Annotated in this window: 21 protein-coding genes; 16 read left to right on the top strand and 5 right to left on the bottom strand. The window is 63.3% G+C overall.

The window, feature by feature from the left end:
* Positions 1-2 precede the first annotated feature (2 nt).
* On the bottom strand, positions 3-1220 hold the full coding sequence (locus FJ548_RS10650) for a urate hydroxylase PuuD (protein ID WP_140606730.1): 1218 nt from the start codon (positions 1218-1220) through the stop codon (positions 3-5).
* 137 nt (positions 1221-1357) lie between these two features.
* On the opposite strand from FJ548_RS10650, the gene FJ548_RS10645 reads away from it, so the two are divergent.
* The 3 genes from FJ548_RS10645 to FJ548_RS10635 all read left to right on the top strand — a co-directional run bounded on the left by FJ548_RS10645 (position 1358) and on the right by FJ548_RS10635 (position 4648).
* Positions 1358-2278 carry a LysR family transcriptional regulator gene (locus tag FJ548_RS10645; RefSeq protein ID WP_140606729.1) on the top strand — a complete coding sequence of 307 codons (921 nt, stop codon included), beginning with the start codon at positions 1358-1360 and terminating at the stop codon, positions 2276-2278.
* A gap of 127 nt (positions 2279-2405) precedes the next feature.
* Complete coding sequence (locus tag FJ548_RS10640) at positions 2406-3398, top strand: LLM class flavin-dependent oxidoreductase (protein ID WP_140606728.1); 993 nt, start codon at positions 2406-2408, stop codon at positions 3396-3398.
* Positions 3395-4648 (top strand): LLM class flavin-dependent oxidoreductase, encoded by a 1254-nt coding sequence (locus FJ548_RS10635; protein WP_181168759.1) that lies wholly within the window; start codon positions 3395-3397, stop codon positions 4646-4648. The genes FJ548_RS10640 and FJ548_RS10635 overlap by 4 nt, the downstream gene beginning before the upstream one ends.
* A gap of 13 nt (positions 4649-4661) precedes the next feature.
* Here FJ548_RS10635 and xdhC read toward each other — a convergent pair whose 3' ends face one another.
* The 4 genes from xdhC to uraH all read right to left on the bottom strand — a co-directional run bounded on the left by xdhC (position 4662) and on the right by uraH (position 10160).
* On the bottom strand, positions 4662-5660 hold the full coding sequence (gene xdhC / locus FJ548_RS10630; protein ID WP_140606727.1) for a xanthine dehydrogenase accessory protein XdhC: 999 nt from the start codon (positions 5658-5660) through the stop codon (positions 4662-4664).
* Positions 5661-5722: 62 nt separating this feature from the next.
* The gene (gene xdhB / locus FJ548_RS10625) at positions 5723-8086 is read right to left on the bottom strand and encodes a xanthine dehydrogenase molybdopterin binding subunit (RefSeq protein ID WP_140690793.1); all 2364 of its coding nucleotides are present in this window, start codon (positions 8084-8086) and stop codon (positions 5723-5725) included.
* A gap of 214 nt (positions 8087-8300) precedes the next feature.
* A complete protein-coding gene (gene xdhA / locus FJ548_RS10615; protein WP_140777843.1) occupies positions 8301-9782 on the bottom strand; it encodes a xanthine dehydrogenase small subunit in 1482 nt (493 codons plus the stop codon).
* 3 nt (positions 9783-9785) lie between these two features.
* Positions 9786-10160, bottom strand: coding sequence for a hydroxyisourate hydrolase (gene uraH / locus FJ548_RS10610; protein ID WP_140690797.1), 375 nt, complete (start codon positions 10158-10160; stop codon positions 9786-9788).
* Between the two features lie 182 nt (positions 10161-10342).
* Here uraH and puuE point away from each other — a divergent pair, with 182 nt between their 5' ends.
* The 13 genes from puuE (at position 10343) to FJ548_RS10545 (ending at position 24411) form a co-directional block, all read left to right on the top strand.
* Complete coding sequence (puuE, locus tag FJ548_RS10605) at positions 10343-11761, top strand: allantoinase PuuE (protein ID WP_140777842.1); 1419 nt, start codon at positions 10343-10345, stop codon at positions 11759-11761.
* 10 nt (positions 11762-11771) lie between these two features.
* Positions 11772-12635 (top strand): bifunctional allantoicase/(S)-ureidoglycine aminohydrolase, encoded by an 864-nt coding sequence (locus FJ548_RS10600; protein ID WP_140690801.1) that lies wholly within the window; start codon positions 11772-11774, stop codon positions 12633-12635.
* Positions 12632-13138 carry an ureidoglycolate lyase gene (locus FJ548_RS10595; protein ID WP_140690804.1) on the top strand — a complete coding sequence of 169 codons (507 nt, stop codon included), beginning with the start codon at positions 12632-12634 and terminating at the stop codon, positions 13136-13138. The genes FJ548_RS10600 and FJ548_RS10595 overlap by 4 nt, the downstream gene beginning before the upstream one ends.
* Positions 13135-13728, top strand: coding sequence for a nucleoside deaminase (locus FJ548_RS10590; RefSeq protein WP_140777841.1), 594 nt, complete (start codon positions 13135-13137; stop codon positions 13726-13728). Before FJ548_RS10595 ends, FJ548_RS10590 begins: the two co-directional genes overlap by 4 nt.
* Before the next feature lie 236 nt (positions 13729-13964).
* Positions 13965-14096: a type II toxin-antitoxin system MqsR family toxin gene (locus FJ548_RS30380; protein ID WP_246678615.1), complete on the top strand. Its 132-nt coding sequence runs from the start codon at positions 13965-13967 to the stop codon at positions 14094-14096.
* Positions 14093-14518, top strand: a complete 426-nt coding sequence (locus FJ548_RS10580) for a type II toxin-antitoxin system MqsA family antitoxin (protein ID WP_246673143.1) — start codon at positions 14093-14095, stop codon at positions 14516-14518. Before FJ548_RS30380 ends, FJ548_RS10580 begins: the two co-directional genes overlap by 4 nt.
* A gap of 79 nt (positions 14519-14597) precedes the next feature.
* Complete coding sequence (locus FJ548_RS10575; protein WP_140777840.1) at positions 14598-16583, top strand: CocE/NonD family hydrolase; 1986 nt, start codon at positions 14598-14600, stop codon at positions 16581-16583.
* A gap of 154 nt (positions 16584-16737) precedes the next feature.
* Positions 16738-18324, top strand: coding sequence for an ABC transporter substrate-binding protein (locus FJ548_RS10570; protein ID WP_140777839.1), 1587 nt, complete (start codon positions 16738-16740; stop codon positions 18322-18324).
* A gap of 16 nt (positions 18325-18340) precedes the next feature.
* Positions 18341-19300: an ABC transporter permease gene (locus FJ548_RS10565; protein ID WP_140606715.1), complete on the top strand. Its 960-nt coding sequence runs from the start codon at positions 18341-18343 to the stop codon at positions 19298-19300.
* A gap of 9 nt (positions 19301-19309) precedes the next feature.
* Positions 19310-20134: an ABC transporter permease gene (locus FJ548_RS10560; RefSeq protein WP_140777838.1), complete on the top strand. Its 825-nt coding sequence runs from the start codon at positions 19310-19312 to the stop codon at positions 20132-20134.
* On the top strand, positions 20134-21789 hold the full coding sequence (locus tag FJ548_RS10555; protein WP_140777837.1) for an ABC transporter ATP-binding protein: 1656 nt from the start codon (positions 20134-20136) through the stop codon (positions 21787-21789). The genes FJ548_RS10560 and FJ548_RS10555 overlap by 1 nt, the downstream gene beginning before the upstream one ends.
* A 114-nt stretch (positions 21790-21903) precedes the next feature.
* On the top strand, positions 21904-23490 hold the full coding sequence (locus FJ548_RS10550; protein WP_140606712.1) for an ABC transporter substrate-binding protein: 1587 nt from the start codon (positions 21904-21906) through the stop codon (positions 23488-23490).
* 81 nt (positions 23491-23571) lie between these two features.
* Positions 23572-24411 carry an alkaline phosphatase family protein gene (locus tag FJ548_RS10545; RefSeq protein ID WP_140690810.1) on the top strand — a complete coding sequence of 280 codons (840 nt, stop codon included), beginning with the start codon at positions 23572-23574 and terminating at the stop codon, positions 24409-24411.
* Positions 24412-24529 lie beyond the last annotated feature (118 nt).

Raw genomic sequence — 24529 nt, 5'->3', positions numbered from 1 at the left:
GCTTATTTCCCCGCGCCTTCGAACCAGGCCACCAGCAGCGCCCGTTCCTTGTCCGATATCTGGCTGACATTGGCGGGTGGCATGGCGTGGCTGCGGCCAGCCTGCAAATAGATCTCGCGGGCGTGATCGGCGATGTTGGCATCGGTGTCCAGCATTACGCCCTTGGGCGCATGGTAGATGCCTTCATAGACGGGTTCGGCCGCATGGCACATCGCGCAACGGCCGAGCACGGTGTCGCGCACGGCTGGGAAATGCGCGGAGGCGACATAGACTTCCGCCGAGGCGGAAGCCTTCGGTTCGCCAGTCAGCACCTTCGGCACGGTCGACAGCCAGATGATGACCATGAACAGGACAAGGGCGCCGAGCCATGTCCAGTGCGGATTGCCGGCACGCTTGTGCACGGTGTTGAAATAGTGCCGGATCAAGACGCCGATGATGAACACCAGCGAGGCGATGACCCAGTTGAACTGCGTGCCGAACGCCAGGGGATAGTGGTTCGACAGCATCAGGAACAGCACGGGCAGTGTCAGGTAGTTGTTGTGAAGCGAGCGCTGCTTGGCGATCTTGCCATATTTGGGGTCTGGCTTGCGGCCGGCGATGAGGTCGGCGACGACGATCTTCTGGTTGGGAATGATGACCATGAAGACGTTGGCCGACATGATCGTCGCGGTGATGGCGCCCAGATGCAGGAAAGCGGCGCGGCCGGTGAACAGGTGCGTCAGCCCCCAGGCGATGAACACCAGCACGCAATAGAGGACCAGCATCAGGCCGGTGTCGCTCTTGCCGAGCGGCGAGCGGCACAGGAGATCATAGACCACCCAGCCGACGCCGATCGTTGCCATCGACAGCAGGATGCCTGTAGGCACCGACATGGGCAGCACATTGGGATCGATCAGGAACAGGTCGGCGCCGGCGTAATAGACCACGCACAGCATGGCGAAGCCTGACAGCCAGGTGGCGTAGGATTCCCATTTGAACCAGGTCAGGTGCTCCGGCATCTCGGCCGGCGCCACCAGATATTTCTGGATGTGGTAGAAGCCGCCGCCATGCACCTGCCATTCTTCGCCGAAGGCGCCGACAGGCATGCCTGGACGCTGGCGCAGGCCGAGATCGAGCGCGACGAAATAGAATGACGAGCCGATCCATGCGATGGCGGTGATGACGTGCAGCCAGCGCACGGCGAAGCTCAGCCAGTCCCAGAAAATCGCGAAATCCATCATTGAAGTCGTCCCTGCCGATTGGCTGACTTTACGGTGTGGCGCGCAAACGAAAAGAGGCGAGGTGTGCGATGACTTTCAAAAAAAAATGGAAAATACTAGGTTGGCTATACGCAGCCGCATGAAAGCCCCGGAACCGCATGGCCTATCTCGACAACATCGCCGTCTTCGTTCGCGTCGTCGAACTCGGCAATCTGTCGGCGGCGGGGCGCGACATGCGCATTTCGCCAGCGGTCGCCTCCAACCGCATCAAGGAACTGGAGAAGCATCTTGGCGTGCGGCTGTTCAACCGCACCACACGGCAATTGATGCCGACCGAGCATGGCACCGTGTTTTATGCCGGCGCCAAGCAGGTGCTGGAGGCGATCACCGAGGCGGAGGCCGCCGTCTCGGCGCTCTCCGGCCAGCCACGCGGCACCATCAAGGTGACGGCGCCGCTCGGCCTCGGGCGCAGGCTGGTGGCTTCGGGGATTCCCGATTTCCACGACAAATATCCTGATATCGAGGTGCGGCTCAGGCTCTCCGACCACAATGTCGACATCATGAAGGAAGGCATCGACGTCGCCTTCCGGCTTGGCATCATCGAGGATTCCAGCCTGCGGATGCGCGGCATCATGGACTGCGAACGCGTGCTGGTGGCCGCGCCCAAATATCTGGAGGCGCGCGGTGAGCCGGCGGAGCCGCAGGAACTGATCGGCCGGAAGCATGACTGCCTGATGCTGCGCTATTCCGGTGCCCGCGAATATGTCTGGACCTTGCAGACCCCCACCGGGCCGCAGAAATTCGAGGTGCACGGGCCCTACGATACCGATGATGGCGACGTGCTGACCGGCTGGGCATTGTCCGGGCGCGGCATCATCAACAAGCCGCGCTTCGAGGTCGAGCCGTTCATCCGCGACCGGCGGCTTAAGGTGATCCTCGCCAACACGCCACCGACGCCGGTGCAATTCGCCGCCGTCTATCCGCACAAGAAACTGCAAGACCCGAAGGTGCGGCTGTTGCTCGACTTCATGGCGGAGCGCTGCCAGCGGCTGATCAAGGATATTCTCGCCGGGAAATAGAGCTGGCCGGCAAGTGACTGCCTGCTGGTCCATTCACCGGGCTTGCCTTGCCAGAGGACGAACTTAGCTTCGTCCTCTGCGCGGTTTGACCCGGGCAATCCGCACCTGGATGAGATACGAGCAGCCGATGGGCAACACCACGACAATGCATCTCGCCGTCTCACTTGATCTCACATCCATGCCAACGCCGGACTTCGGCCTTGTTGCCGGCCTTGCCCGCAAGGCGGAAGAGGCGGGCCTGGACATGGTCATTATCGCCGATTCCGGACCTGGCAGCGCCGTTTCCAGTAGCCCGTTCGAGGCGACGACACTCGTGGCGGCGCTGGCAACAGTAACCAGCAGGATCGGCCTGGCCGCTGGGGCCTCGACCGTTGTCCACCAGCCCTACAATCTGGCGCGTCGTTTCGCGTCCCTCGACATCATCAGCCACGGCCGTGTCGGCTGGAACGCATCGCTGAGACAAAACCCGCGCGAGGCCGCCAACTTCAGCAAGCCCGAAGGATTTTCGGACGAGGATTTTCGCCGCCGTGCGGAGGAATTCGTCGGCATCGTGCAGGGTCTGTGGCAGGGCTGGGATGCGAATGCGCTGCTGTTCGACAAGAGTGGCGGCCGCTTCCACGATCCGGACAAGATTCACCTGCTCGATCACAAGGGCGAATTCTTTTCCGTGCGCGGACCGCTCAACATCGCACGATCACCGCAGGAGATGCCGGTGCTGGTTCTGTCCGGCCTGTCCGAGCCCGACATGGATATCGCCGCCCGCACCGCCGATGTCATCCTGCTGGACGATGGACCGGCCGAAGGCGCAAAAGTACGCCTTGACAATCTGAAACGCCGCATCATGGCCGCCGGGCGCGATCCGGACGCCGTGCGGGTGCTGATGAATGTCTCGCTCGCCGCCGGTGATAGACCTGACGCCATCGCCGACAGGCTGGAGGAACGGTTCCAGTCAAGGAGTTGCGACGGGTTCAACATCCTGATGCCGGCGCGGGGTCCGGCGCTCGACGATTTCGTCGATCGTGTCGTGCCGGAGTTGCGGCGGCGCGGCCTCGTTCGAGGGGGCTATCGTGGAACAACCTTGCGCTCGCATCTTGGGCTTGCCGGCGGAGGTGACCAATGATCGCGTCCCGCCAGATGAAGCTCGGCGCCTTCCTGTGGGCGACGGGCCATCACATCGCCGCCTGGCGCCACCCCAAGGCGCATGTGACGGCCGGCATCGACATCGACCATTATATCCAATTGGCGCGCACGGCCGAGGCGGCCAAGTTCGACATGATCTTCTGCGAGGACGCCGCCGGCCTGCGCGAAGCCAATGTCAGCATCGCCAGCCAGACGTCGCGGTCGATCGGCTTCGAGCCGATCAGCCTGCTTTCGGCGCTCGCCGTCCAGACCAGCCGCATCGGCCTCGTTTCGACGGCGTCGACGAGCTACAACGAGCCCTACGGCCTGGCGCGAATCTTCCTGTCGCTCGACCATCTGAGCGGCGGCCGGGCCGGCTGGAACCTGGTCACCTCGGCCAGCCCGATCGAAGCCGCCAATTTCGGCGCCACGGGCCTCAAGCCGCATGCCGACCGCTATGAGCGGGCGCGCGAATTCGCCGAAGTAGTTACCGATCTTTGGAGCGGCAAGGGTTCCGCTCACGAGGGCCAGAGCTTTTCGGTGCGCGATCCGCTCGACCTGCCGCGCTCGCCGCAAGGTGCGCCGGTCATGGTCCAGGCCGGCGCCTCGGATGTCGGCCGCGACCTTGCCGCCCGCACCGCCGACGTCGTGTTCACCGCGGCACAGACCTTCGAGGAAGCCAAGGCCTTTTATGACGACCTCAAGGGGCGCGTGGCGGCCTATGGGCGTGAGCCGGACGACATCAAGATCATGCCGGGCGTAGCACCCGTGGTGGCGGAAACCGAGGCCGAAGCCCGGGAGAAACATGAGGAATTGCAGGAACTGATCCCCGACGATGTCGGCGTCGCGCTGCTGTCCAGCTATCTCAGTATTTCAGATCTGTGGCGCTATCCGGTCAACGGGCCGCTGCCCCAACTGCCGGAGAGCGAGGGCATGAAAAGCCGGCAGACGCTGGTTGTCGAGCAGTCGCGCCGCGACGGGCTCTCCATCCGCCAGCTTGCCCGCCACTTCGCCGGCGCACGCGGCCATTGGCGCATCGTCGGCACGGCGGCGCGGGTCGCCGATGAGTTGCAGGCACGGTTCGAAGGTGGTGCGGCCGACGGCTTCAACGTGATGCCGTCTTACTTCCCTGGCGAACTCGACGCCTTTGCCACGCTGGTCGTGCCGGAGTTGCAACGGCGCGGGCTGTTTCGCAGGGACTATGAGGGCCGCACGCTGCGTGAACATCTCGGCTTGAAACGGCCGGCTTAGCCGCGGCGCAAGCTTAGCTCGCCATCACCCTGTCATGGGGACGGTCGGCACTTGAGGCCGCCCCGTGCACGACCAGCGCCGTCATGATCTCGGCGGCGGCGAGTGCGGCGATCACCGGCGGGCGCTTGTCCTTGACGGCATCGCCGCCGATCGGCGAGACGAGGCGGGCAAATTCCGCTTCGCTGCCGTCGGCCGACTTTAGGAACCAGTTCCTGAATGTGGCCTTCTTGGTCTTCGAGCCGATCATGCCAACATAGGCCGCGTCGTCACGTTTCAACGCTTCGGCGACGATCAGGAAATCGAGCGCATGATCGTGGGTGAGGATGGCGAAGGCGGTGCCGGCCGGGGCGTTGCGCACCTCGGCCTCGGGCATCGGGGTCAGCCGCGTCTCGACGGTTTCCGGCATGCCTTCCAGCGCCTCGGCGCGTGTCTCGATGACGACGCCGTGGACGGGAAGAAGCGCTACCGTCGACGCCAGCGCCTGGCCGACATGGCCGCCACCGAAGATATAGACATGCGGCAGATGCGCCTCCTCGGCTTCGGCGGCCGCCACCAATTCGGCGGCGAGTGCGGCATCGACCAGCCGGATCAGCACCTCCACGCGCCCGCCGCAGCATTGGCCGATTTCTGGCCCCAACGGCACATCCAGCGTGGCGCAGACTTCGTCGACCTCGATGCGGGTTTCTTCACCCTCCCCCTTGTGGGGAGGGTCGGACGACGCAGTCGTCCGGGGTGGGGGTTCTCCGGACGCTGCGCCCCCACCCCGGCCGGCCTTGCCGGCCGACCCTCCCCACAAGGGGGAGGGTGAAGACCCAACCATCTGCCGTGCCCTGTCGATCGCCATATATTCAAGCTGGCCGCCGCCGATCGTGCCAAAGATCGCCGACGCCGAGACGAGCATGAAGGCGCCCTTCTCACGCGGCGTCGAGCCTCTTGTCCCGGCCACCTCGACCAGGGCAAGCCGGCCGGTGCTGCCGAGAAAGGCTTTCAGGCTTTGCACTTTCGAGTTCATGGTTCACGTTCCCGAACAGGCAATATAGGGTTTTTCGGCTGGGATTGCACGTTTGCCGGCCTTCAGTCGCCGGCCTTGACCTCGTTCTTCAGCCGCTCGATCGCCATCAGCACGCGTTCCGGCGTTGCCGGCGCATCGAGACGCGGGCAGATCTTGTGGTCGGCAACGCTGGCAACCGCATCGGACAGCGCGTGCAGGACCGCCATGCCATGCGGCAGCGGCGGCTCGCCCACCGCCTTGGAGCGATGGATGGTCGGCTCATAGGCTTGCGACCAGTCGGTCAGCGCCACGTTGAAAATCTTCGGGCGATCCGACGCCAGCGGGATCTTGTAGGTCGAGGGCGCATGCGTGCGCAGCCGGCCCTTGTCGTCCCACCACAGCTCTTCCGTCGTCAACCAACCCATGCCCTGGATGAAGCCGCCCTCGACCTGGCCGATATCGATCGCCTGGTTCAGCGACCGGCCGCAATCGTGCAGGATATCGGCGCGCTCGACGACATATTCGCCGGTCAGCGTGTCGACCGACACCTCCGCGCAGGCCGCGCCATAGGCGTAGTAATAGAAGGCATGGCCCTGGCCCTTGCTGCGGTCCCAATGGATTTTCGGGGTCTTGTAGAAGCCGGCGGCCGAAAGCTGGACGCGCGCAATATAGGCCTGCTTGACCAGATCGTTGAAGCTGACCTCCTGGTTGCCGACCCGCACCCGGTTGGGCAGGAACACCACCTGATCGATCGGCACCTGGTACTTTTCAGCGGCGAAATCGGTCAACCGCTGGCGAATCTGGCGCGCTGCATTCTGCGCCGCCATGCCGTTGAGGTCGGCGCCCGATGACGCCGCCGTCGGCGCGGTGTTCGGCACCTTGGCGGTGGTGGTGGCCGTGATCTTCACCCGGTCGAGGTCGATCTGGAATTCTTCCGCAACGACCTGCGCCACCTTGAGGTGCAGGCCCTGGCCCATTTCGGTGCCGCCATGGTTCATGTGCACCGAACCATCGGCATAGACGTGCACCAGCGCGCCGGCCTGGTTGGACTCGGTCTTGGTAAAGGAAATGCCGAACTTCACCGGCGTCAGCGCCAGGCCGCGCTTGATGAAACGGCTGTTGGCGTTGAGGGCTGAAATTTCGCGCCTGCGCCGCGCGTAACTGGCACTTTCCTCGAGTTCGGCGACGATGCGCTGGATGATGCAGTCCTCGACCTTCTGGTGATAGGGCGTGACATTGCGGCTGCCGATCGCTTCCATCGGGTCATAGAAATTCAGCTTGCGTATCTCGAGCGGATCCTTGCCGACCGCGAAGGCCACCTCGTCGATGACCCGCTCGGCGCCGACCATGCCTTGCGGGCCGCCGAAACCGCGAAAGGCGGTGTTGGAGACGGTATTGGTGTAAAGCGGCGCCGATTTGGCCAGCACGTTCGGGTAGAAATAGGCGTTATCGCAGTGGAACAACGCGCGATCGCCGACCGGCCCGGACAGATCGGCCGAGAAGCCGCAGCGCAAGGCGTAGGTGAAGTCGACGCCGAGAATATTGCCCTCGTCGTCGAAGCCCACTTCATAGTCGATGGCAAAATCATGCCGCTTGCCGGTGGCGGTCATGTCCTCGTCGCGGTCGAGGCGGATCTTGACCGCGCGCTTCAGCTTCTTGGCCGCGATGGCGGCGATCGCGGCACACTGGTTTGCCTGCGTTTCCTTGCCGCCGAAGCCGCCGCCCATGCGGCGCACTTCCACCGTCACCGCGTGGCTCGGCACGCCGAGCGTGTGGGCGACCAGATGCTGCGTCTCGCTCGGCCCCTGGGTCGAGCAGTAGACGGTCACTTCATCGTCCTCGCCGGGGATTGCCAGCGACACCTGGCCTTCGAGGTAGAAATGATCCTGGCCGCCGACCCACATGCGGTTCTTGATGCGGCGTGGCGCTGCCGCGATGGCCGCGGCCGCATCGCCGCGGCGCAAGATCAGCGGCGTGGTCACCTGCTTGTCGTTGACCGGATCGAGATCCCAGATTCCGATCACGGCAGGCAGTTCTTCATACTCGATTCTGGCCAGGCGCGCCGCGCGGCGCGCGGCCTCGCGCGTCTCGCCGATCACGGCGAAGATCGGCTGGCCAAAGAACTGCACCTTGCCTTCGGCCAGCACCGGATCGTCATGCATGTTGCTGGGCGAAACATCGTTCTCGCCGGGCACGTCGGCATAGGTCAGGACATCGACGACCCCAGCGGCGGTCCGCACCGCCGACAGGTCGATGCTCCCGAGCATGCCGTGCGCCACCGTGGACAGGCCGAGGCCGACATGCAGCGTGCCGGCCGGTTCCGGCATGTCGTCGATATAGACGGCTGTGCCGCTGACATGTTTGTGCGCGGAATCATGGCGCTGGTCGGTGGCGACGCCGCCGGTGATTTTTTCGGCCTTGAGGTTGGGGGCAGCGTGCTTGTTCATCGAGCGCCTCTTTTCCCTTCTCCCCGTTCACGGGGAGAAGGTGGCCCGGAGGGCCGGATGAGGGGCCGCGCCAAGGCTGATAAGTTTCCGGGAGCTGGCACAGCACGGCGCCGCCCCTCATCTGCCTGCCGGCATCTTCTCCCCGTGAACGGAGAGAAGGACGCTATTCGCGACCGTCCGGTCCCTTGGCCGAATGAGTTGATCTGCAAGCCCATCACGCTGCCTCGTGCCTTGAAACCTGGATCGGCTCGCTTGTGCCGCTGGTCTCGGCAAAGAACCGCAAGAGAAGATTACGAGCCGCCAGAGCCCGGTATTCGGCGCTTGCCCGCATATCGGTCAGCGGCGTGAAATCCTTGGCGTATTCGGCCATTGCAGCCTCGACCGTCTGTTCGGTCCACGGCTTGCTCAGCAAGGCCTGTTCGACGGCCGACGCTCGCTTCGGCGTCGCCGCCATGCCGCCATAGGCAATGCGCACATCCGCGACCGTGCCGTCCTTGGCGACCGTCAGGAAAAAGGCGCCGAGGGCCGCCGTGATGTCTTCGTCGCGGCGCTTCGTGATCTTATAGACAGCGAACTTTGTGCCCTTGGCCGGCACCGGAACGTCGACGGCCTCGACGAACTCACCGGGCTGCCTGTCCTGTTTGCCGTAGGCGATGAAGAAGGTTTCCAGCGGGATCGTGCGCCGCTTGTCGCCCTTGCGCAGTGTCAGCCGCGCGCCAAGCGCGATCAGCGGCGGTGGCGTATCGCCGATCGGCGAGCCGTTGGCGATGTTGCCGCCGATAGTGCCCATGTTGCGCACCTGTTCGCCGCCGATGCGGTCGAACAGCGGCCCGAGCGCCGGGATGCGTTTCGACAGCGTCGAGAAGGCTTCGGTGTAGGTGACGCCGGCGCCAATCGTTATGACGCCGTCATCTTCCGAAATGGTGCAAAGCCCGTCGAGATCGCCGATGAAAATCGCCGGCGAGATGTCGCGCATGTGCTTGGTCACCCACAGGCCGACATCGGTCGAACCGGCGACGATGGTGGCGCCGGGTTCCTTATCCAACACCGTGGCGAGATCGTCGACATCGGCCGGCACGATTAGCCGCGCCTTGCCCGACCCGATTTCGATCCGGGCTCGGTCATCAAGCGCCTGCAGTCGTGCGGTAATGTCCTGACGCTCCGTGGCGAGCGGGTCGTTCGCCGCCTTGCCGTAGCTGGAGATGGCGTGCGCGGCACGCATGATCGCCTCGTAGCCGGTGCAGCGGCAGAGATTGCCTTGCAAAGCCTTTTCGATCGCCGCATCCGATGGGTCCGGCGACTTCATCCACAGCCCATAGAGCGACATGACGAAGCCCGGGGTGCAGAAGCCGCATTGCGAGCCATGGAAATCGACCATCGCCTGCTGGACGGGATGCAACTGGCCAGGTTCCCCGCGCAGATGCTCGACGGTGACGACATGGGTGCCGTCGAGCGAGCCAAGGAAGCGGATGCAGGCATTGACGCTTTCATAGACCAGGCCATCGGCCGAAAGCTTGCCGACCAGCACGGTACAGGCACCGCAATCGCCCTCGGCGCAGCCTTCCTTGGTGCCGCGCAGCGAACGGTCGAGCCGCAGCCAGTCGAGCAAGGTCGCGTCGGGCGACACGGACGACAGCACGACATCGCTGCCATTGAGGATGAAGCGGATCTCGTTGCGGATATTGACCTTGGCCATGCCTCAACTCCCCCTGTAGGTGGAATAGCCGTAGGGCGAGATCAGCAACGGTACATGATAATGCACCGACTCCGCCATGCCGAAGCGGATCGGCACGCTATCGAGGAAGGCCGGCTTCGGCAGTTTCGTGCCCTGGCCGCGCAGGTAGTCGCCTGCCGCGAACACCAGCTCGTATTCACCGGCGCGGAATTCACTGCCTGCGAGCAGCGGCGCGTCGCAGCGGCCATCGGCATTGGTGGTAACTGTCTTCAGATGTGCCCGCGCGTCGCCGTCGAGACGGTAGAGCGCGATCGACAATCCCGCCGCCGGCCTGCCGGTGGCCGTGTCCAGGACGTGCGTCGTCAGACGACCGCCATCGGCTTTCGACGTTTCTGCCACTGGCCGCCTCCCATGCTGGTACAACAGAACAATATTGATGAATTGTGCGCCAATTAAAGGCGATGCATAAGTCCCGGTCGAGCGGAGTGCGACAAAAACACTTTCAAAAATTTTCGGGGGAATGCGAGAAGCACCCTTTCGATATCCTGATCATACTTCGGGCCATGCTGGCGGGAGGGACGATGCGTTACACCAGGGACATGCGCGGCTATGGAGCCAATCCGCCGGATCCGAAATGGCCTGGCGGTGCCCATGTCGCCGTGCAGTTCGTCGTCAACTACGAAGAGGGCGGCGAGAACTGCGTTCTGCATGGGGATAAGGCCTCGGAAGCCTTCCTATCGGAGATCGTCGGCGCCGCGCCGTGGCTCGGCCAGCGCCACTGGAACATGGAATCGATCTACGAATATGGCGCCCGCGCCGGCTTCTGGCGGCTGCTTCGGCTGTTTAGCGAGGCCGAGGTCCCCGTGACCTGCTATGGCGTAGCCACAGCGCTCGCCCGCTCGCCGGACCAGGTTACGGCCATGCAGGAAGCCGGCTGGGAAGTCGCCTCGCATGGGCTGAGATGGATCGACTACCGCGACCACAGCGCCGAAGACGAGCGCCGCGACCTCGAAGCGGCGATCAAACTGCATTATGAGGTGACCGGCCAGCGCCCGACCGGCTGGTATACGGGCCGCACATCCGTCAACACGGTGCGCCTGGTGGCTGAAGAAGGCGGCTTCGACTATGTGTCGGACACCTATGACGACGAGCTGCCCTACTGGTTCGAGCACGAGGGCGGCACGCAGCTCATCATCCCCTATACGCTCGACGCCAACGACATGCGCTTCGCCACGCCGCAGGGCTTCAATTCAGGCGACCAGTTCTATGCCTATCTGAAGGACAGTTTCGACACGCTCTATGCCGAGGGCAAGGCCGGGCGGCCGCGCATGATGAATATCGGCCTGCACTGCCGCCTCGTCGGGCGGCCGGGCCGGGTAGCGGCGCTGAAGCGTTTCGTCGACTATGTGAAATCGCACGACAAGGTCTGGCTGGCGCGGCGCGTCGACATCGCCCGCCATTGGCAAGAGAACCATCCCTACAGGCCGGCGGCACTCAGACCATCGAAGATGGAGTTTGAAACATTCGTGCACGCCTTTGGCGGCGTGTTCGAGCATTCGCCCTGGATCGCGGAGCGGGCCTATGAGCTGGAACTCGGTCCGGCGCACGATACATCAGGCGGCCTGCACAATGCGCTCTGCCGCATCTTCCGTGCCGCCAGCGAGACCGAGCGGCTCGGCGTGCTCAACGCCCATCCCGACCTTGCCGGCAAATTGGCCAAGGCCAAGCGGCTGACGGCGGAATCGACCCGGGAGCAGGCGTCGGCCGGCCTCGACGCGCTGACCGACAAGGAACGCGAGCTGTTCTCCAAGCTCAACGCCGCTTATGTCACCACCTTCGGCTTCCCCTTCATTATCGCGGTGAAGGGCAAGACCAAGGAGGAAATCCTGGCGGAGTTCGAGGCACGCATCGGCAACAGCCGCAGCGTGGAATTCGAGACCGCCTGCAAACAGGTCGAGCGCATCGCACTGCTCCGCCTCAGGGATATGCTGCCGCAATAGGTTTGAACCCATGGATACGATCAGGATGCCCGAGCGCACCTACTACGCACCGCATGGCGGCCATTCCGGCCAGACCGAGCTTTTGACCGGCCGCGCCGTCTTCACCGAGGCCTATGCCGTCATCCCCAAGGGCGTGATGCAGGACATCGTCACCAGCGCCTTGCCATTCTGGGACAAGACCCGCGTCTGGATATTATCGCGGCCGCTGTCCGGTTTTGCCGAGACGTTTTCGCAATACATTGTCGAGGTCGCGCCCGGCGGCGGCAGCGACAGGCCCGAGCCCGATGCCGGCGCCGAGGGCGCCCTGTTCGTGGTCGAGGGCGAACTGACGGTTCTGCTCGCCGGCAAGAAGCATAGCTTAAGGCCCGGCGGCTTTGCCTTCCTGCCGCCAGCCAGCGGCTGGACCGTTCGCAACGAGGCCAAGGCTGCCGCTCGTTTCCACTGGATTCGCAAGGCTTACGAGGCGGTCGACGGTCTCGACACGCCGGAAGCTTTCTTCACCAACGAGCAGGAGATCGCGCCGACGCCGATGCCCGGTACCGAAGGCCGCTGGGCAACGACGCGCTTCGTCGACCCCGCCGATTTGCGCCACGACATGCACATGACGATCGTGACGCTCGAGCCCGGCGCCGTCATTCCGTTCGCCGAGACGCATGTGATGGAGCACGGCCTCTACGTACTCGAAGGCAAGGCCGTCTATCGCCTCAACCAGAACTGGGTCGAGGTCGAGGCCGGCGACTATATGTGGCTGCGCGCTTTCTGTCCGCAGGCCTGTTATGCCGGTGGCCCCGGCAAATTCCGCTATCTGCTCTACAAGGACGTCAACCGGCACGCCAAGCTCGGCGGGGCGGGTATCGGCGGGCGCGCGCGGTGACCCGCATCACGGCTCGACCGTTGACCCGCGAGGCCTTTGCCGAGTTCGGCGACGTCATCGATATGGGCGGCGACAACCACTATCCGATCAATGGCGGCAAGGCCGAGCGCTACCATGATCTGGCGACCGCCGAGGCGACAGGGCCGAATGCCCGCGTGCTGATCTCGATGGTGCGCGGCACGCCTTACGAGATGCCGCTGAAACTGAGCATGGTGGAGCGCCATCCCTTCGGCAGCCAGGCCTTCATTCCGCTGTCGCCACGCCCATTCCTCGTCGTCGTCTGTCATGACGGCAAGGAAGGGCCGGGCGAGCCGCACGCCTTCCTCACCGCGCCAGGACAAGGCATCAACTATTCCCGCAATCTCTGGCATGGCGTGCTGACGCCGATCGGCGAGCCTCAGGATTTCCTGATCGTCGACCGTGGCGGCGACGGCTCCAACCTCGAGGAATTCCATTTCTCGCACGCCTATGAGATCCATCTCCCCGACGAGACCCAGTCATGACCGAGATTTCGCTGATCGACCGCCTGCTCGACGTCATCGAGCACGACATCGTGCCGAAGACGGCGGATGGCGTCGCCCATGGCAACAAGCTGTTCGGCGCGGCGATCCTGCGGAAAGCCGACTACTCGCTGGTGCTGGCCGAAACCAACAATGAGATGGAAAACCCGCTTTGGCACGGCGAGGTGCATTGCCTGAAGCGCTTTTATGAGATGCCCAAGGCCGAGCGCGTCGACACCAAGGACGCCATTTTCCTCGCCACGCACGAGCCCTGCTCGCTCTGCCTGTCGGCGATCACCTGGACCGGCTTCGACAATTTCTACTACCTGTTCAGCCACGAGGATTCGCGCGACAGTTTCGCCATCCCGCACGATCTCAAGATTCTGAAAGAGGTCTTCACCCTCGATCCGGGCGGCTACAATGCCGAGAACGCCTACTGGAAGAGCTTTTCCATACGCAGGCTGGTGCGGGCGTTGCCCGAGGCCGAACGCCAACGGCTGGAGACGCGCATCGGGAAAATCTCGGCGCGCTACGACGAGCTGTCGGATGCCTACCAGGCAAGCAAGGCCGAGAACGACATTCCGCTGAATTGAAGGTTGCGGAATTTCGCTGATTATCATCTCTTGAATTGCCCCCTTTATGGGGGCATATTGCGCCATGGAAAAGCGCAGGCCTACTTATGATCTTGATGCGATCAAGACGACATTTGGGTCTGTCGATACGCTGGCAATTACAACATGGCGCTGCGCGACGCTATTGGCCTCGGTTTCGATCGCGCGGGCGTGGTCGAGGTGATCGGCAGCATGACGCGAAAGATGTTCGTAAGTCGATGACTACCTTCGCGGATCATCGGGTCTGGCAGGATGTCTATCATGTCCCGTCACGCGACCTGATCCTCTACGTGAAATTCCAGGCAGATGTCGTGACCGAATTCATGATCATGTCGTTCAAGGAGAAATGACCATGGCGACGAGAGAAAGCAGTGAAACGAATACGATGATCTCTCCCGAAACCGGAGAAACGTTGATGCGCGGAGTGCGTCCATTCACCGTGACCTATAAGGGCGAAAGCATGATCGTCGACCTGCCAGGTTACTATCCGGCATCGGGCGGCGAAGGCGTGCATGTCGGAGACGACATGATCCCTGTCGACGCGGCTCTGCGCGTCCTCAAGGAAAAGATCGACGGTGTCCCCGCCCCTGCAACCATCCGTCGTGTCCGCACGAAACTCAAACTGTCGCAGCGCGAGGCGGGATCTCTGTTCAAGGTTGGCGAAAACGCCTTCGACAAATATGAACGCGGTTTGATCGAGCCGAGTGGCCCGACCATTCAACTAATGACCCTGCTTGAAAGGCACCCCGAACTGCTGGACGAATTGCGGTAACGGCACAGGTCGCATAATTCGCTGCTCCAGTCGCGAATCGCGATTGAAAGTTGCGGCGCAACGGGGCGTTATGCGCGCCATGAAAATCGTCACCGAACTTCCCCGCAAGGTCGTCGAATTTCCCGACATGGGCATCGTCATGCCGGATGGCTGCCGGCTGTCGGCGCGTGTGTGGATGCCGGAAGATGCCGGCGACGATCCGGTGCCGGCAATCCTCGAACATCTGCCCTACCGCAAGCGCGACGGCACGATCTTTCGCGATCAGCTGACGCATCCCTATTTTGCCGGCTACGGCTATGCCTCGATCCGCGTCGACATGCGCGGCAATGGCGATTCCGAAGGGCTGATGGATGACGAATACTCCGAGCAGGAATTGCAGGACGCCTGCGATGTCATCGCCTGGGCGGCGGCACAGCCCTGGTGCAACGGCAATGTCGGCATGATGGGCATCTCCTGGGGTGGCTTCAACTGCCTGCAGGTGGCCGCCAAGCAGCCTCCGGCGCTGAAGGCGGTGATCAGCCTGTGCTCGACCGTCGACCGTTATGCCGACGACATCCATTACAAGGGCGGCTGCCTGCTGATCGAGAATTTCGGCTGGGCCTCGACGATGCTTTCCTATTCGTCGCGGCCGCCGGATCCGCTGATTGCCGGTGGCAACCGCTGGCGCGACCTGTGGTTCAGCCGGCTGGAGAACCAGCCTTTCCTGCTGCCCCTGTGGCTCAGCCACCAGCACCGCGACGCCTACTGGAAACGCGGTTCGATCTGCGAGGATTTCTCGGCGGTCAAGGCGGCCGTGCTGTCGATCGGCGGCTGGCATGACGGCTATCGCAACACGATCTCGCATCTCGTCACCAACATCGAAGCTCCGGTCAAGGGCATCGTCGGCCCCTGGATCCACAAATACCCGCATTATGCCGGGCCGAAGCCGGCCATCGGCTTCCTGCAGGAAGCGCTGCGCTGGTGGGACCATTGGCTGAAGGGTTCAGAGACCGGCGTCGAGGCCGATCCGGCCTACCGTGCCTATGTGATGGACAGCGTGCGCCCGGCACGCTGGCATCCCGAGAGGCCAGGCCGCTGGGTGGCGGAGAAGCAATGGCCGTCGCCAGCCATCAAGGCGCATTCGATCGAGCTGATCCCCGTTGGCGGCAGGCCGGCCATAGTCGCCTCGCCGCAAAGCTGCGGGCTCGCCGGCGGCGAGTATTTTCCGTTCACCTTCGGCCCGGAACTGCCGGGCGACCAGCGCCTCGACGATGCGCTGTCGGTGTGTTTCGACCAGCCGGAACTTACCGAGGCCATCGACATTGTCGGCGCGCCTGAAGTTCGGGTCACGCTCGCTTCCGACCGCCCGCAGGCCAATATTGCGATCCGGCTGTGCGACGTGCATCCCGACGGCGCTTCGGAATTGATCTCCTATGGCGTGCTCAATCTGACGCACCGCAACTCGCACGAATTCCCCGAAGCGTTGGTGCCGGGCGAAACCGCGTCGGCGCGCGTGGTGCTCGACCAGTGCGCCTACCGGGTGCCGGCCGGCCACCGCCTGCGCATCGCGGTGTCGAACGCCTATTGGCCCGCCATCTGGCCCTCGCCGGAGCCGGTCCAGCTAACCTTGTCGGCCGCCGCGCTATCCCTGCCGCTGCGCCCGCTGGCGGCGGGCGACGAAGCAACGTTCGCCGAGCCTGAAGGCGCTACACCCTGGGCGACCGAGACGGTTCGGCCCGCCAATTCCGAGCGCCATGTCGATCGCGACGAAAAGACCGGAATTGTCACGCTTTCGATAATGGACGACTTCGGCGAAGTCCGTGATCTCGACCATGGCCTGGCCAATGGCAGCATTGTGCGCGAGACCTGGGCGATCCATCCTGACAATCCTTTGTCAGCCTCGGGCAAGACGCATTGGACGCAGACCCTGTCGCGAAATGGATGGTCGGTGCGCACCGAGACATGGGCGGAGATGCGATCGGACGCTGAAAATTTCATCGTCAGCGCCAGAATCGAAGCCTACGAGGGTGAAAGACTCGTCTTCGAGCGCAATTTCGAGGAAAAGGTCCCGCGCGCACTGGTTTGAACGCCGAACCTGTTGGTCCAAAAGCGACGTGCGATTTACGCCACGGCATGTCGCATTCGGTCTTGCTTACCGCTTTCTCTTGCGGTCATTATTCCCTTTAACAAGAAGCAAGAAAATCGACCGCAGAGTCGAACCAACAGAGTGAGGAACTCAAATGTCAAACGAACTGGAATTCCTTAGCCGGCGCGTCGCGTCCGGCAAACTGAGCCGTCGTGATTTTCTCGGGCGGGCAGCCGCGCTCGGCATCGCCGCCCCCTTCGCCAACGCACTGCTTTCCAGCGCCGCGCGGGCGGCAGGTCCGGTCAAGGGCGGCACGCTGAAGGCCGGCCTGGTCGGCGGTGAATCCACCAACAGCCTCGATCCGGCGCTGATGATGACGCAGGTGCCGTTCGCGTTCGGCAAGTGCTGGGGCGAAATGATCGTCGAGCTGTCGCCTGAGGGCAAGCTCGAGAACCGCATCGCCGAGGAGATCGGCTCGTCCAAGGACGCCAAGGTGTGGACGCTGAAGATCCGCGACGGCGTCGAGTTTCACAACGGCAAGACCGTGACCGCCGAGGACGTCGCCGCCACACTCGAGCGCCATTCGGACGAAAAGTCGAAATCCGGCGCGCTCGGCTACATGAAGGGCATCCAGACCATCAAGGCCAATGGCAAGGAAGTGGTGCTGACGCTCAAGGAAGCCAACGCCGACCTTCCCTACCTGCTCAGCGACTATCACCTGATCGTCCAGCCCAATGGCGGCAAGGACAAGCCCGATGCCGGCATCTCGGCCGGCCCTTATGTGGTCAAGACCAACGAGCCCGGTGTGCGCCATGGCGGCGAGCGCTTCGCCAACTACTGGCAGGGCGACAAGATGGGCCACGCAGACCAGGTCGAGGTCATCGTCATCAACGACGCGACGGCGCGCACGGCGGCCCTGCAGGGCGGCCAGGTCAACATGATCAACCGCGTCGAGCCGAAGATCGTCGACCTGATCAAGCGCGTGCCGGGCGTGACCATCCGCAACCATGCCGGTCCGGGCCACTACGTGTTCATCATGCATTGCAACACGGCGCCGTTCGACAACAATGATCTGCGCATGGCGCTGAAGCTCGCCATCGACCGCGAAGAAATGCTGACCAAGGTGCTGCGCGGCTATGGCTCGCTCGGCAACGACTTCCCGATCAACGCGTCCTATCCGCTGTTCACCGAAATCGAGCAGCGCAAGTACGATCCCGACAAGGCCAAGTTCCACTACAAGAAGTCCGGTCATGAGGGCACGGTGTTGCTGAGGACCTCGGACGTCGCCTTCCCCGGCGCCGTCGATGCGTCCCAGCTTTTCCAGCAGAGCGCGGCCAAGGCCGGCATCAAGATCGAACTCAAGCGCGAGCCCGGGGACGGTTACTGGAACGAGGTCTGGAACAAGCAGCCCTTCTGCGCCTCCTATTGGGGCGGCCGCTCGACCCAGGACCAGATGTACTCGACCGCCTATCTGTCGACCGCCGACTGGAATGACACGCGTTTCATGCGCCCGGACTTCGACAAGATGGTTCTCGCCGCACGCGCCGAGCTGGACGAGGCCAAGCGCAAGCAGATGTACCACGACATGGCTGTCATGGTGCGCGACGAAGGCGGCCTCATCCTGCCGATGTTCAACCAGTTCATCGACGCCACCGGTGCCAAGGTCGATGGCTGGGTGGATGATCCGCACCAGGAACTGATGAACGGCTACGCCTTGGCGAAGTGCTGGCTGCAGGCCTGAGCCCGGCTTTGCAGAGATGTCGTCGCCCGTTGTGAAACTAATTGCCCAGCGCATCGCGCTGGGCATCCTCCTTCTGTTGGCCATATCGGTCCTGATTTTCGCCGGCACGCAGATCCTGCCCGGCGACGTCGCGCAAGCCATACTCGGACAGTCGGCGACGCCGGAGTCGCTCGCCAATCTGCGCGAGCAGCTCGGGCTCAACGACCCGGCCTATATCAGGTATTTCCGCTGGCTTGGCGGCGTGCTCACAGGCGACCTCGGCACGGCCATGTCGAGCGGGCAAGATATTGCCACCTCGATCAAGGACCGGCTGTGGAACACGCTGTTCCTGGCCTTCTGGGCGGCGATCGTGGCTGTGCCGCTGGCGATCATCCTGGGTCTGATCGCGGTGCGCTACCGCAATGGCTGGGTCGACAAGCTGATCTCCGGGCTGGCGCTCGCCTCGACCTCCTTCCCGGAATTCTTCGTCGGTTATCTCCTGGTCTATTTCTTCGCCGTGAAATGGCAGGTCTTCCCCGCCATCTCGACCGTCTATGACGGCATGCCCCTTGGCGAGCGGATGCAGGCGATCGCGCTGCCTGCGACAGCACTGACGCTGGTGGTGCTTGCCCACATGATGCGCATGACCCGCGCGGCGATCCTCAACGTCATGCAGTCGGCCTATGTCGAAACGGCGGAGCTCAAGGGGCTTTCGGCCTTCGCCGTCATCCGCAAGCACGCTTTCCCGAACGCGATCGCGCCGATCATCAATGTCGTCATGCTCAACCTCGCCTATCTCATCGTCGGCGTCGTCGTGGTCGAGGTGATCTTCGTCTATCCCGGCATGGGGCAGTATCTGGTCGATCACGTCACCAAGCGCGACGTGCCCGTGGTGCAGGCGGTCGGCCTGATCTTCGCCGCCGTCTACATCAGCCTCAACATCATCGCGGACATTGCGGCGATTGTCGCCAATCCGCGTCTTAGACATCCAAAGTGAGGGGCGGGCATGCTTGACATAAAACGCATCCCCATCCCCGCCCTGATCGGCCTGGTGCTGACGGCCCTGTTCGTGTTGGCGGCGATCTTGGCACCGTGGATTTCGCCGCACGACAATGCCGAGATCGTCGGCGATGTCTGGGAACCGATGTCGGCTGCGCATTGGCTGGGCACCGACAACCTCGGCCGCGACCTGTTGTCCCGCATGATCTACGGCGCCCGCATCACCTTGTTCATCGCCGTTCTCGCTACCGCGCTGTCCTTCTCGCTCGGTGCCATACTGGGCTTCTCGGCGGCGGTGTTCGGCGGCTGGTTCGATACGATCCTGTCGCGCCTCGTCGACCTTTTGATGTCGATCCCGACGCTGATCATGGGCCTGGTCGTGCTCTCTGTTTTGCCAACGAACCTGGTGACGCTGATCCTGGTCATGGGCATTCTCGACTCGACCCGCGTCTATCGCCTGTCGCGCGCAGTCGCCGTCGACATCAACGTCATGGATTATGTCGAGGCCGCCAAACTGCGCGGCGAAGGCAGCGCCTGGATCATCTTCCGCGAGATCCTGCCAAATGCGCTGTCGCCGCTGGTCTCCGAACTCGGCCTGCGCTTCATCTACGCGGTGCTGTTCCTGTCGACGCTGTCCTTCCTCGGCCTCGGGGTGCAACCGCCTGACGCCGACTGGGGCGGCATGGTCAAGGAGAACAAGGACGGCATCGTCTTCGGCATAGCCGCGGCGCTCATTCCGGCGGCTGCCATTGCAGCCCTAGCCATCTCGGTCAACCTTGTCGCCGACTGGATTCTCAACCGCACGACAAGCCTGAAGGGAGGACGCGGGTGATGGCAGACAGCAAAGCGAAACCCGGCGTGCTGCTCGATATCCGCAATTTGCGCATCGAGGCGATGGTATACCCGCCCGGCGAGGCGCCAAGGAACATCGTGCTGGTGCATGATGTCTCGCTGACGCTCGAGAAGGGCAAGGTGCTCGGCCTGATCGGCGAGTCCGGTGCGGGCAAATCGACCATCGGCCTGTCGTCGATGGGTTATGGCCGTGGCGGCGTGCGCATCACCGGCGGCGAAGTCATTCTCAACGGCCGCGACATCCTGAAAGGCGGCAAGGAAGGTTTCCGCAAGCTGCGCGGCCGCGAGGTCTGCTATGTCGCGCAATCGGCGGCGGCGGCTTTCAATCCGGCGCACAGGCTGATGGATCAGGTGGTGGAAGCCACGCTGCTGCACGGCACGGCGACACGCGCCGAGGCCGAGAAGCGGGCTGTCGCGCTGTTCAAGAAGCTCAGCCTGCCCAATCCGGAAACCATCGGCGAACGCTTTCCGCACCAGGTCTCGGGCGGCCAGTTGCAACGCGTGATGACGGCGATGGCGCTGTGCTCGGAGCCGGACCTGATCGTCTTCGACGAACCGACGACGGCGCTCGACGTGACGACGCAGATCGACGTGTTGTCGGCGATCAAGGATGCCATCCGCGACACCCATGTGGCGGCGCTCTACATCACCCACGACCTTGCCGTGGTCGCCCAGGTCTCCGACGAGATCATGGTGCTGCGCCATGGCCGGCTCGTCGAATGGGGCGGCACCCGCCAGATCATCAAGGAACCGCGCCAGGAATACACCAACGCCCTGGTCTCGGTGCATGAGATCGAACATGCCGAGCAGAACCCTGGCGCCACGCCGTTCCTGTCGGTCAAGAACGTCACCGCCGCCTATGGCGGCGGCCACGTCAAGGTGTTGAAGAACGTCTCGGTGGATATCTATCCCGGCCAGACGCTGGCCGTGGTCGGCGAATCCGGCTCCGGCAAGTCGACGCTGGCGCGCGCCATCACCGGGCTTTTGCCGCCAGAACAAGGCACGGTCACCTTCGATGGGCGCCCGCTGGCCAACCGGCTTGCCAACCGGCCGAAGGAGGATCTGCGCCAGCTGCAGATGATCTACCAGATGGCCGACGTGGCGATGAACCCGCGCCAGACCGTCGGCACCATCATCGGCCGGCCGCTCGAATTCTATTTCGGCATGCGCGGCAGGGAGCGCGACAGGCGTGTAGCCGAGCTGCTCGACGAGATCGAGATGGGCAAGGGCTTTGTCGACCGCTATCCCGCCGAGCTTTCCGGCGGCCAGAAGCAGCGCGTCTGCATCGCCCGCTCGCTGGCCGCCAAGCCCAAGCTGATCATCTGCGACGAGGTAACGTCCGCACTCGACCCGCTGGTGGCCCACGGCATCCTCAAGCTGCTCCTGAGCCTGCAGCAGCACGAAAAGGTCGCCTATCTGTTCATCACCCATGATCTGGCAACGGTGAAGTCGATCGCCGATTCGATCGCGGTCATGTATCGCGGCGAGGTGGTGCGCTACGGCTCGAAGAGCAAGGTGCTGACACCGCCTTTCGACGCCTATACCGACCTTTTGCTGTCGTCGGTTCCGGAGATGGAGATCGGCTGGCTGGAGAAGGCGATCAAGGGGCGTCGCATGGAAAGTGCGGGGAATTAGCGATCGGCCGAATCAGGGACGGCAGCCGTCATCCAGATGCAACACAACAGCGCCACACGTCCTTCGGACAGGCGTCGCCTGTGTGTCGTTGTTTTTTTCAAGAAGGGGTAGGACATGAAGACTGAACTCGACCATCTCGCTGAACTCGCCGGCCGGGGCCGGATATCGCGACGCGATTTCCTTGGCCGCACCGCGGCACTGGGCGTATCGGCGGCGCTGGCAACGACGCTGGCCGGGAAAGCCTTCGCACAGACGCCGGTCAAGGGCGGCATCCTCAAGGCCGGCCTACAGGGCGGCGAATCGACCAACAGCCTCGATCCGGCGCTGAACCTCAGCCAGGTCACCTACAGCTTTGGCAAGCAGTGGGGCGAATATCTTGTCAGGCTGATGCCGGACAATAGCCTGACGCACCTGATCGCCGAGGAGATCGGCGCGTCCAAGGACGCCAAGACCTGGACGATCAAGGTGCGCGACGGCATCGAATTCCACAATGGCAAGACCGTTGCCGCCGAAGACGTCGCCGCCACGCTCGAGCGCCACGCCGACGAGAAATCGAAGTCGGGCGCGCTCGGCGTCCTCAAGAACATCAAGGGCATCAAGGCCAGCGGCAAGGAAGTCATCGTCACGCTCGGCGACGCCGACGCCGATTTCCCCTATCTGATGGCCGACTACCACCTCGTCATCCAGCCGAATGGCGGCAAAGACAACCCCAACGCGGGCATCGGCGCCGGTCCCTACAAGGTCACGGTCAACCAGCCCGGCGTGCGGCATGGCGGCGAGCGCTTCGCCAATTACTGGCGTGGCGACAAAGCGGGTCATGCCGACCAGATCGAGATCGTCGTCATCAACGACGCCACGGCCAGGCTGGCGGCGCTGCAGGGCGGCCAGGTCCACATGATCAACCGTATCGAGCCGAAGGTCGTCGACCTGGTCAAGCGCATTCCCGGCGTCAGCATCGAGAACGTGTCGGGCCGGGGCTATTACCCGTTCAACATGTTTTGCGACACGGCACCCTTCGACAACAATGATCTGAGGATGGCGCTGAAGCTCGCCATCGACCGCGACGAAATGCTTGAGAAGATCCTGCGCGGCTACGGCTCAGTCGGCAACGACTTCCCGATCAACGAGGCCTATCCCCTGTTTACCGCCATCGAACAGCGCAAGTTCGACCCGGAGAAGGCCGCGGCAGCCTACAAGAAGTCGGGTCACAGCGGCTCCATCCTGCTGCGCACCTCCGACGTCGCCTTCCCCGGCGCCGTCGACGCGGCCCAACTCTACCAGCAGTCCTGCGCCAAGGCGGGCATCAAGATCGAGATCAAGCGCGAGCCGGGAGACGGCTATTGGTCGGAAGTCTGGAACAAGCAGCCCTTCTCGCTCTCCTACTGGGGCGGGCGGCCGACGCAGGACCAGATGTATTCCACCGGCTATGTCTCGACCGCCGACTGGAACGACACACGCTTCAAGCGGCCGGAATTCGACAAGATGCTGTTTGCGGCGCGCGGCGAACTCGACCAGGACAAGCGCAAGGCGATCTACCACGACATGGCCGTCCTGATGCGCGACGAAGGCGGGCTGATCGTGCCATTCTTCAACCAGTTCATCGACGCGGCCGCGACCAGCAAGATCAGCGGCTGGGTGAAGAACCCGATCGGTGAAATGATGGACGGCTATGCGCTTGGCGAGTGCTGGCTGAACGCCTGATATCTCCCTGGGACTGAATAGCGCCGCGTGTTCAAACGACACGCGGCGCACGCTTTTTCGCCGAATTGCATGGAGGAGTTGATGGCACTCAAGTCCAAACTCTTGCTGATCATCCTCGACGGCGTGCCCTACCGGAACTGGCGCCGGCTGATGGGCAATCTCGAAGGTTGGGTGCAGTCCGGCGAGGCGCAAGTGTGGAAAATGCGTTCCGTGCTGCCGTCGACCTCCGCCTGTTGCTACGCTTCGATCCACACCGGGGTGTCGCCACAGGTGCACGGTATCCTGTCCAACGAGAACCGGTTCCGGGTCGAGCAGCCCGACATCTTCTGCGAAGTCAGCAAGGCCGGAGGCAAGACCGGCGCGGTCACCCACTCCTACTGGTCGGAATTCTTCCGTTCCTATCCATTCGATCTCGTCGAGGACATGGAATATGACGAGCCCGGCGGGCCGATCACGCATGGCCGCTTCCACACAATGACCGGCTACAACGCCCGCAACCAGATGACGCCGAGCGACGTCGACCTGTTCGCGACGCTGACCATGCTGACCAAACGCCACGGCATCGACTATGGCATCCTGCACACCTGCACGCTGGATTCTATGGGCCACCGTTTCGGCCATGACTGCCACGAGATGGACCATGCCTGCTACGCCATGGACGGCATGCTGGCGGCCTTCCTGCCGGGCTGGATCGCGGCCGGCTACGAGGTCATGGTTACCGCCGATCACGGTCAAACGGATCGCGGCCATCATGGCGGCCGTGATGATGAGATGCAGGATTTCGCGCTGTATTATTTCGGCGCCGGCAAGGGACCGGAGGCAGATGTACTGCTCGACCAGTTGCAGTTGGCGCCGACGGTGTTGAGCCGGCTCGGGGTGCCGGTGCCGGCGACGATGAAGGCGAAACCGTTTTTGGTGTGAGTGGGCAGCCGTGACGTTGGAGCCCCCTCCCCCCATTCCGGCTAGCGTGCGCACACATTTGATTTGGCGGTGGTCAGTATGGGTTTGCAAGGACGAAGCCCTCAACAATGGCGTGGAA

Origin of the sequence: Mesorhizobium sp. B2-4-17, from assembly GCF_006441275.1 — a bacterium.
GTDB lineage: Bacteria > Pseudomonadota > Alphaproteobacteria > Rhizobiales > Rhizobiaceae > Mesorhizobium.
Note: the sequence above shows the minus strand (reverse complement) of the source record. Positions and strands in the feature narration are given on the sequence as shown.

Bases quoted from the DNA above. Each gene is read 5' to 3' on its own strand.
- FJ548_RS10650 (WP_140606730.1), bottom strand. From the start codon at position 1,220: ATGATGGATTTCGCGATTTTCTGGGACTGGCTGAGCTTCGCCGTGCGC.
- FJ548_RS10645 (WP_140606729.1), top strand. From the start codon at position 1,358: ATGGCCTATCTCGACAACATCGCCGTCTTCGTTCGCGTCGTCGAACTC.
- FJ548_RS10640 (WP_140606728.1), top strand. From the start codon at position 2,406: ATGGGCAACACCACGACAATGCATCTCGCCGTCTCACTTGATCTCACA.
- FJ548_RS10635 (WP_181168759.1), top strand. From the start codon at position 3,395: ATGATCGCGTCCCGCCAGATGAAGCTCGGCGCCTTCCTGTGGGCGACG.
- xdhC (WP_140606727.1), bottom strand. From the start codon at position 5,660: ATGAACTCGAAAGTGCAAAGCCTGAAAGCCTTTCTCGGCAGCACCGGC.
- xdhB (WP_140690793.1), bottom strand. From the start codon at position 8,086: ATGAACAAGCACGCTGCCCCCAACCTCAAGGCCGAAAAAATCACCGGC.
- xdhA (WP_140777843.1), bottom strand. From the start codon at position 9,782: ATGGCCAAGGTCAATATCCGCAACGAGATCCGCTTCATCCTCAATGGC.
- puuE (WP_140777842.1), top strand. From the start codon at position 10,343: ATGCGTTACACCAGGGACATGCGCGGCTATGGAGCCAATCCGCCGGAT.
- FJ548_RS10600 (WP_140690801.1), top strand. From the start codon at position 11,772: ATGGATACGATCAGGATGCCCGAGCGCACCTACTACGCACCGCATGGC.
- FJ548_RS10590 (WP_140777841.1), top strand. From the start codon at position 13,135: ATGACCGAGATTTCGCTGATCGACCGCCTGCTCGACGTCATCGAGCAC.
- FJ548_RS30380 (WP_246678615.1), top strand. From the start codon at position 13,965: ATGACTACCTTCGCGGATCATCGGGTCTGGCAGGATGTCTATCATGTC.
- FJ548_RS10580 (WP_246673143.1), top strand. From the start codon at position 14,093: ATGACCATGGCGACGAGAGAAAGCAGTGAAACGAATACGATGATCTCT.
- FJ548_RS10575 (WP_140777840.1), top strand. From the start codon at position 14,598: ATGAAAATCGTCACCGAACTTCCCCGCAAGGTCGTCGAATTTCCCGAC.
- FJ548_RS10570 (WP_140777839.1), top strand. From the start codon at position 16,738: ATGTCAAACGAACTGGAATTCCTTAGCCGGCGCGTCGCGTCCGGCAAA.
- FJ548_RS10565 (WP_140606715.1), top strand. From the start codon at position 18,341: ATGTCGTCGCCCGTTGTGAAACTAATTGCCCAGCGCATCGCGCTGGGC.
- FJ548_RS10560 (WP_140777838.1), top strand. From the start codon at position 19,310: ATGCTTGACATAAAACGCATCCCCATCCCCGCCCTGATCGGCCTGGTG.
- FJ548_RS10555 (WP_140777837.1), top strand. From the start codon at position 20,134: ATGGCAGACAGCAAAGCGAAACCCGGCGTGCTGCTCGATATCCGCAAT.
- FJ548_RS10550 (WP_140606712.1), top strand. From the start codon at position 21,904: ATGAAGACTGAACTCGACCATCTCGCTGAACTCGCCGGCCGGGGCCGG.
- FJ548_RS10545 (WP_140690810.1), top strand. From the start codon at position 23,572: ATGGCACTCAAGTCCAAACTCTTGCTGATCATCCTCGACGGCGTGCCC.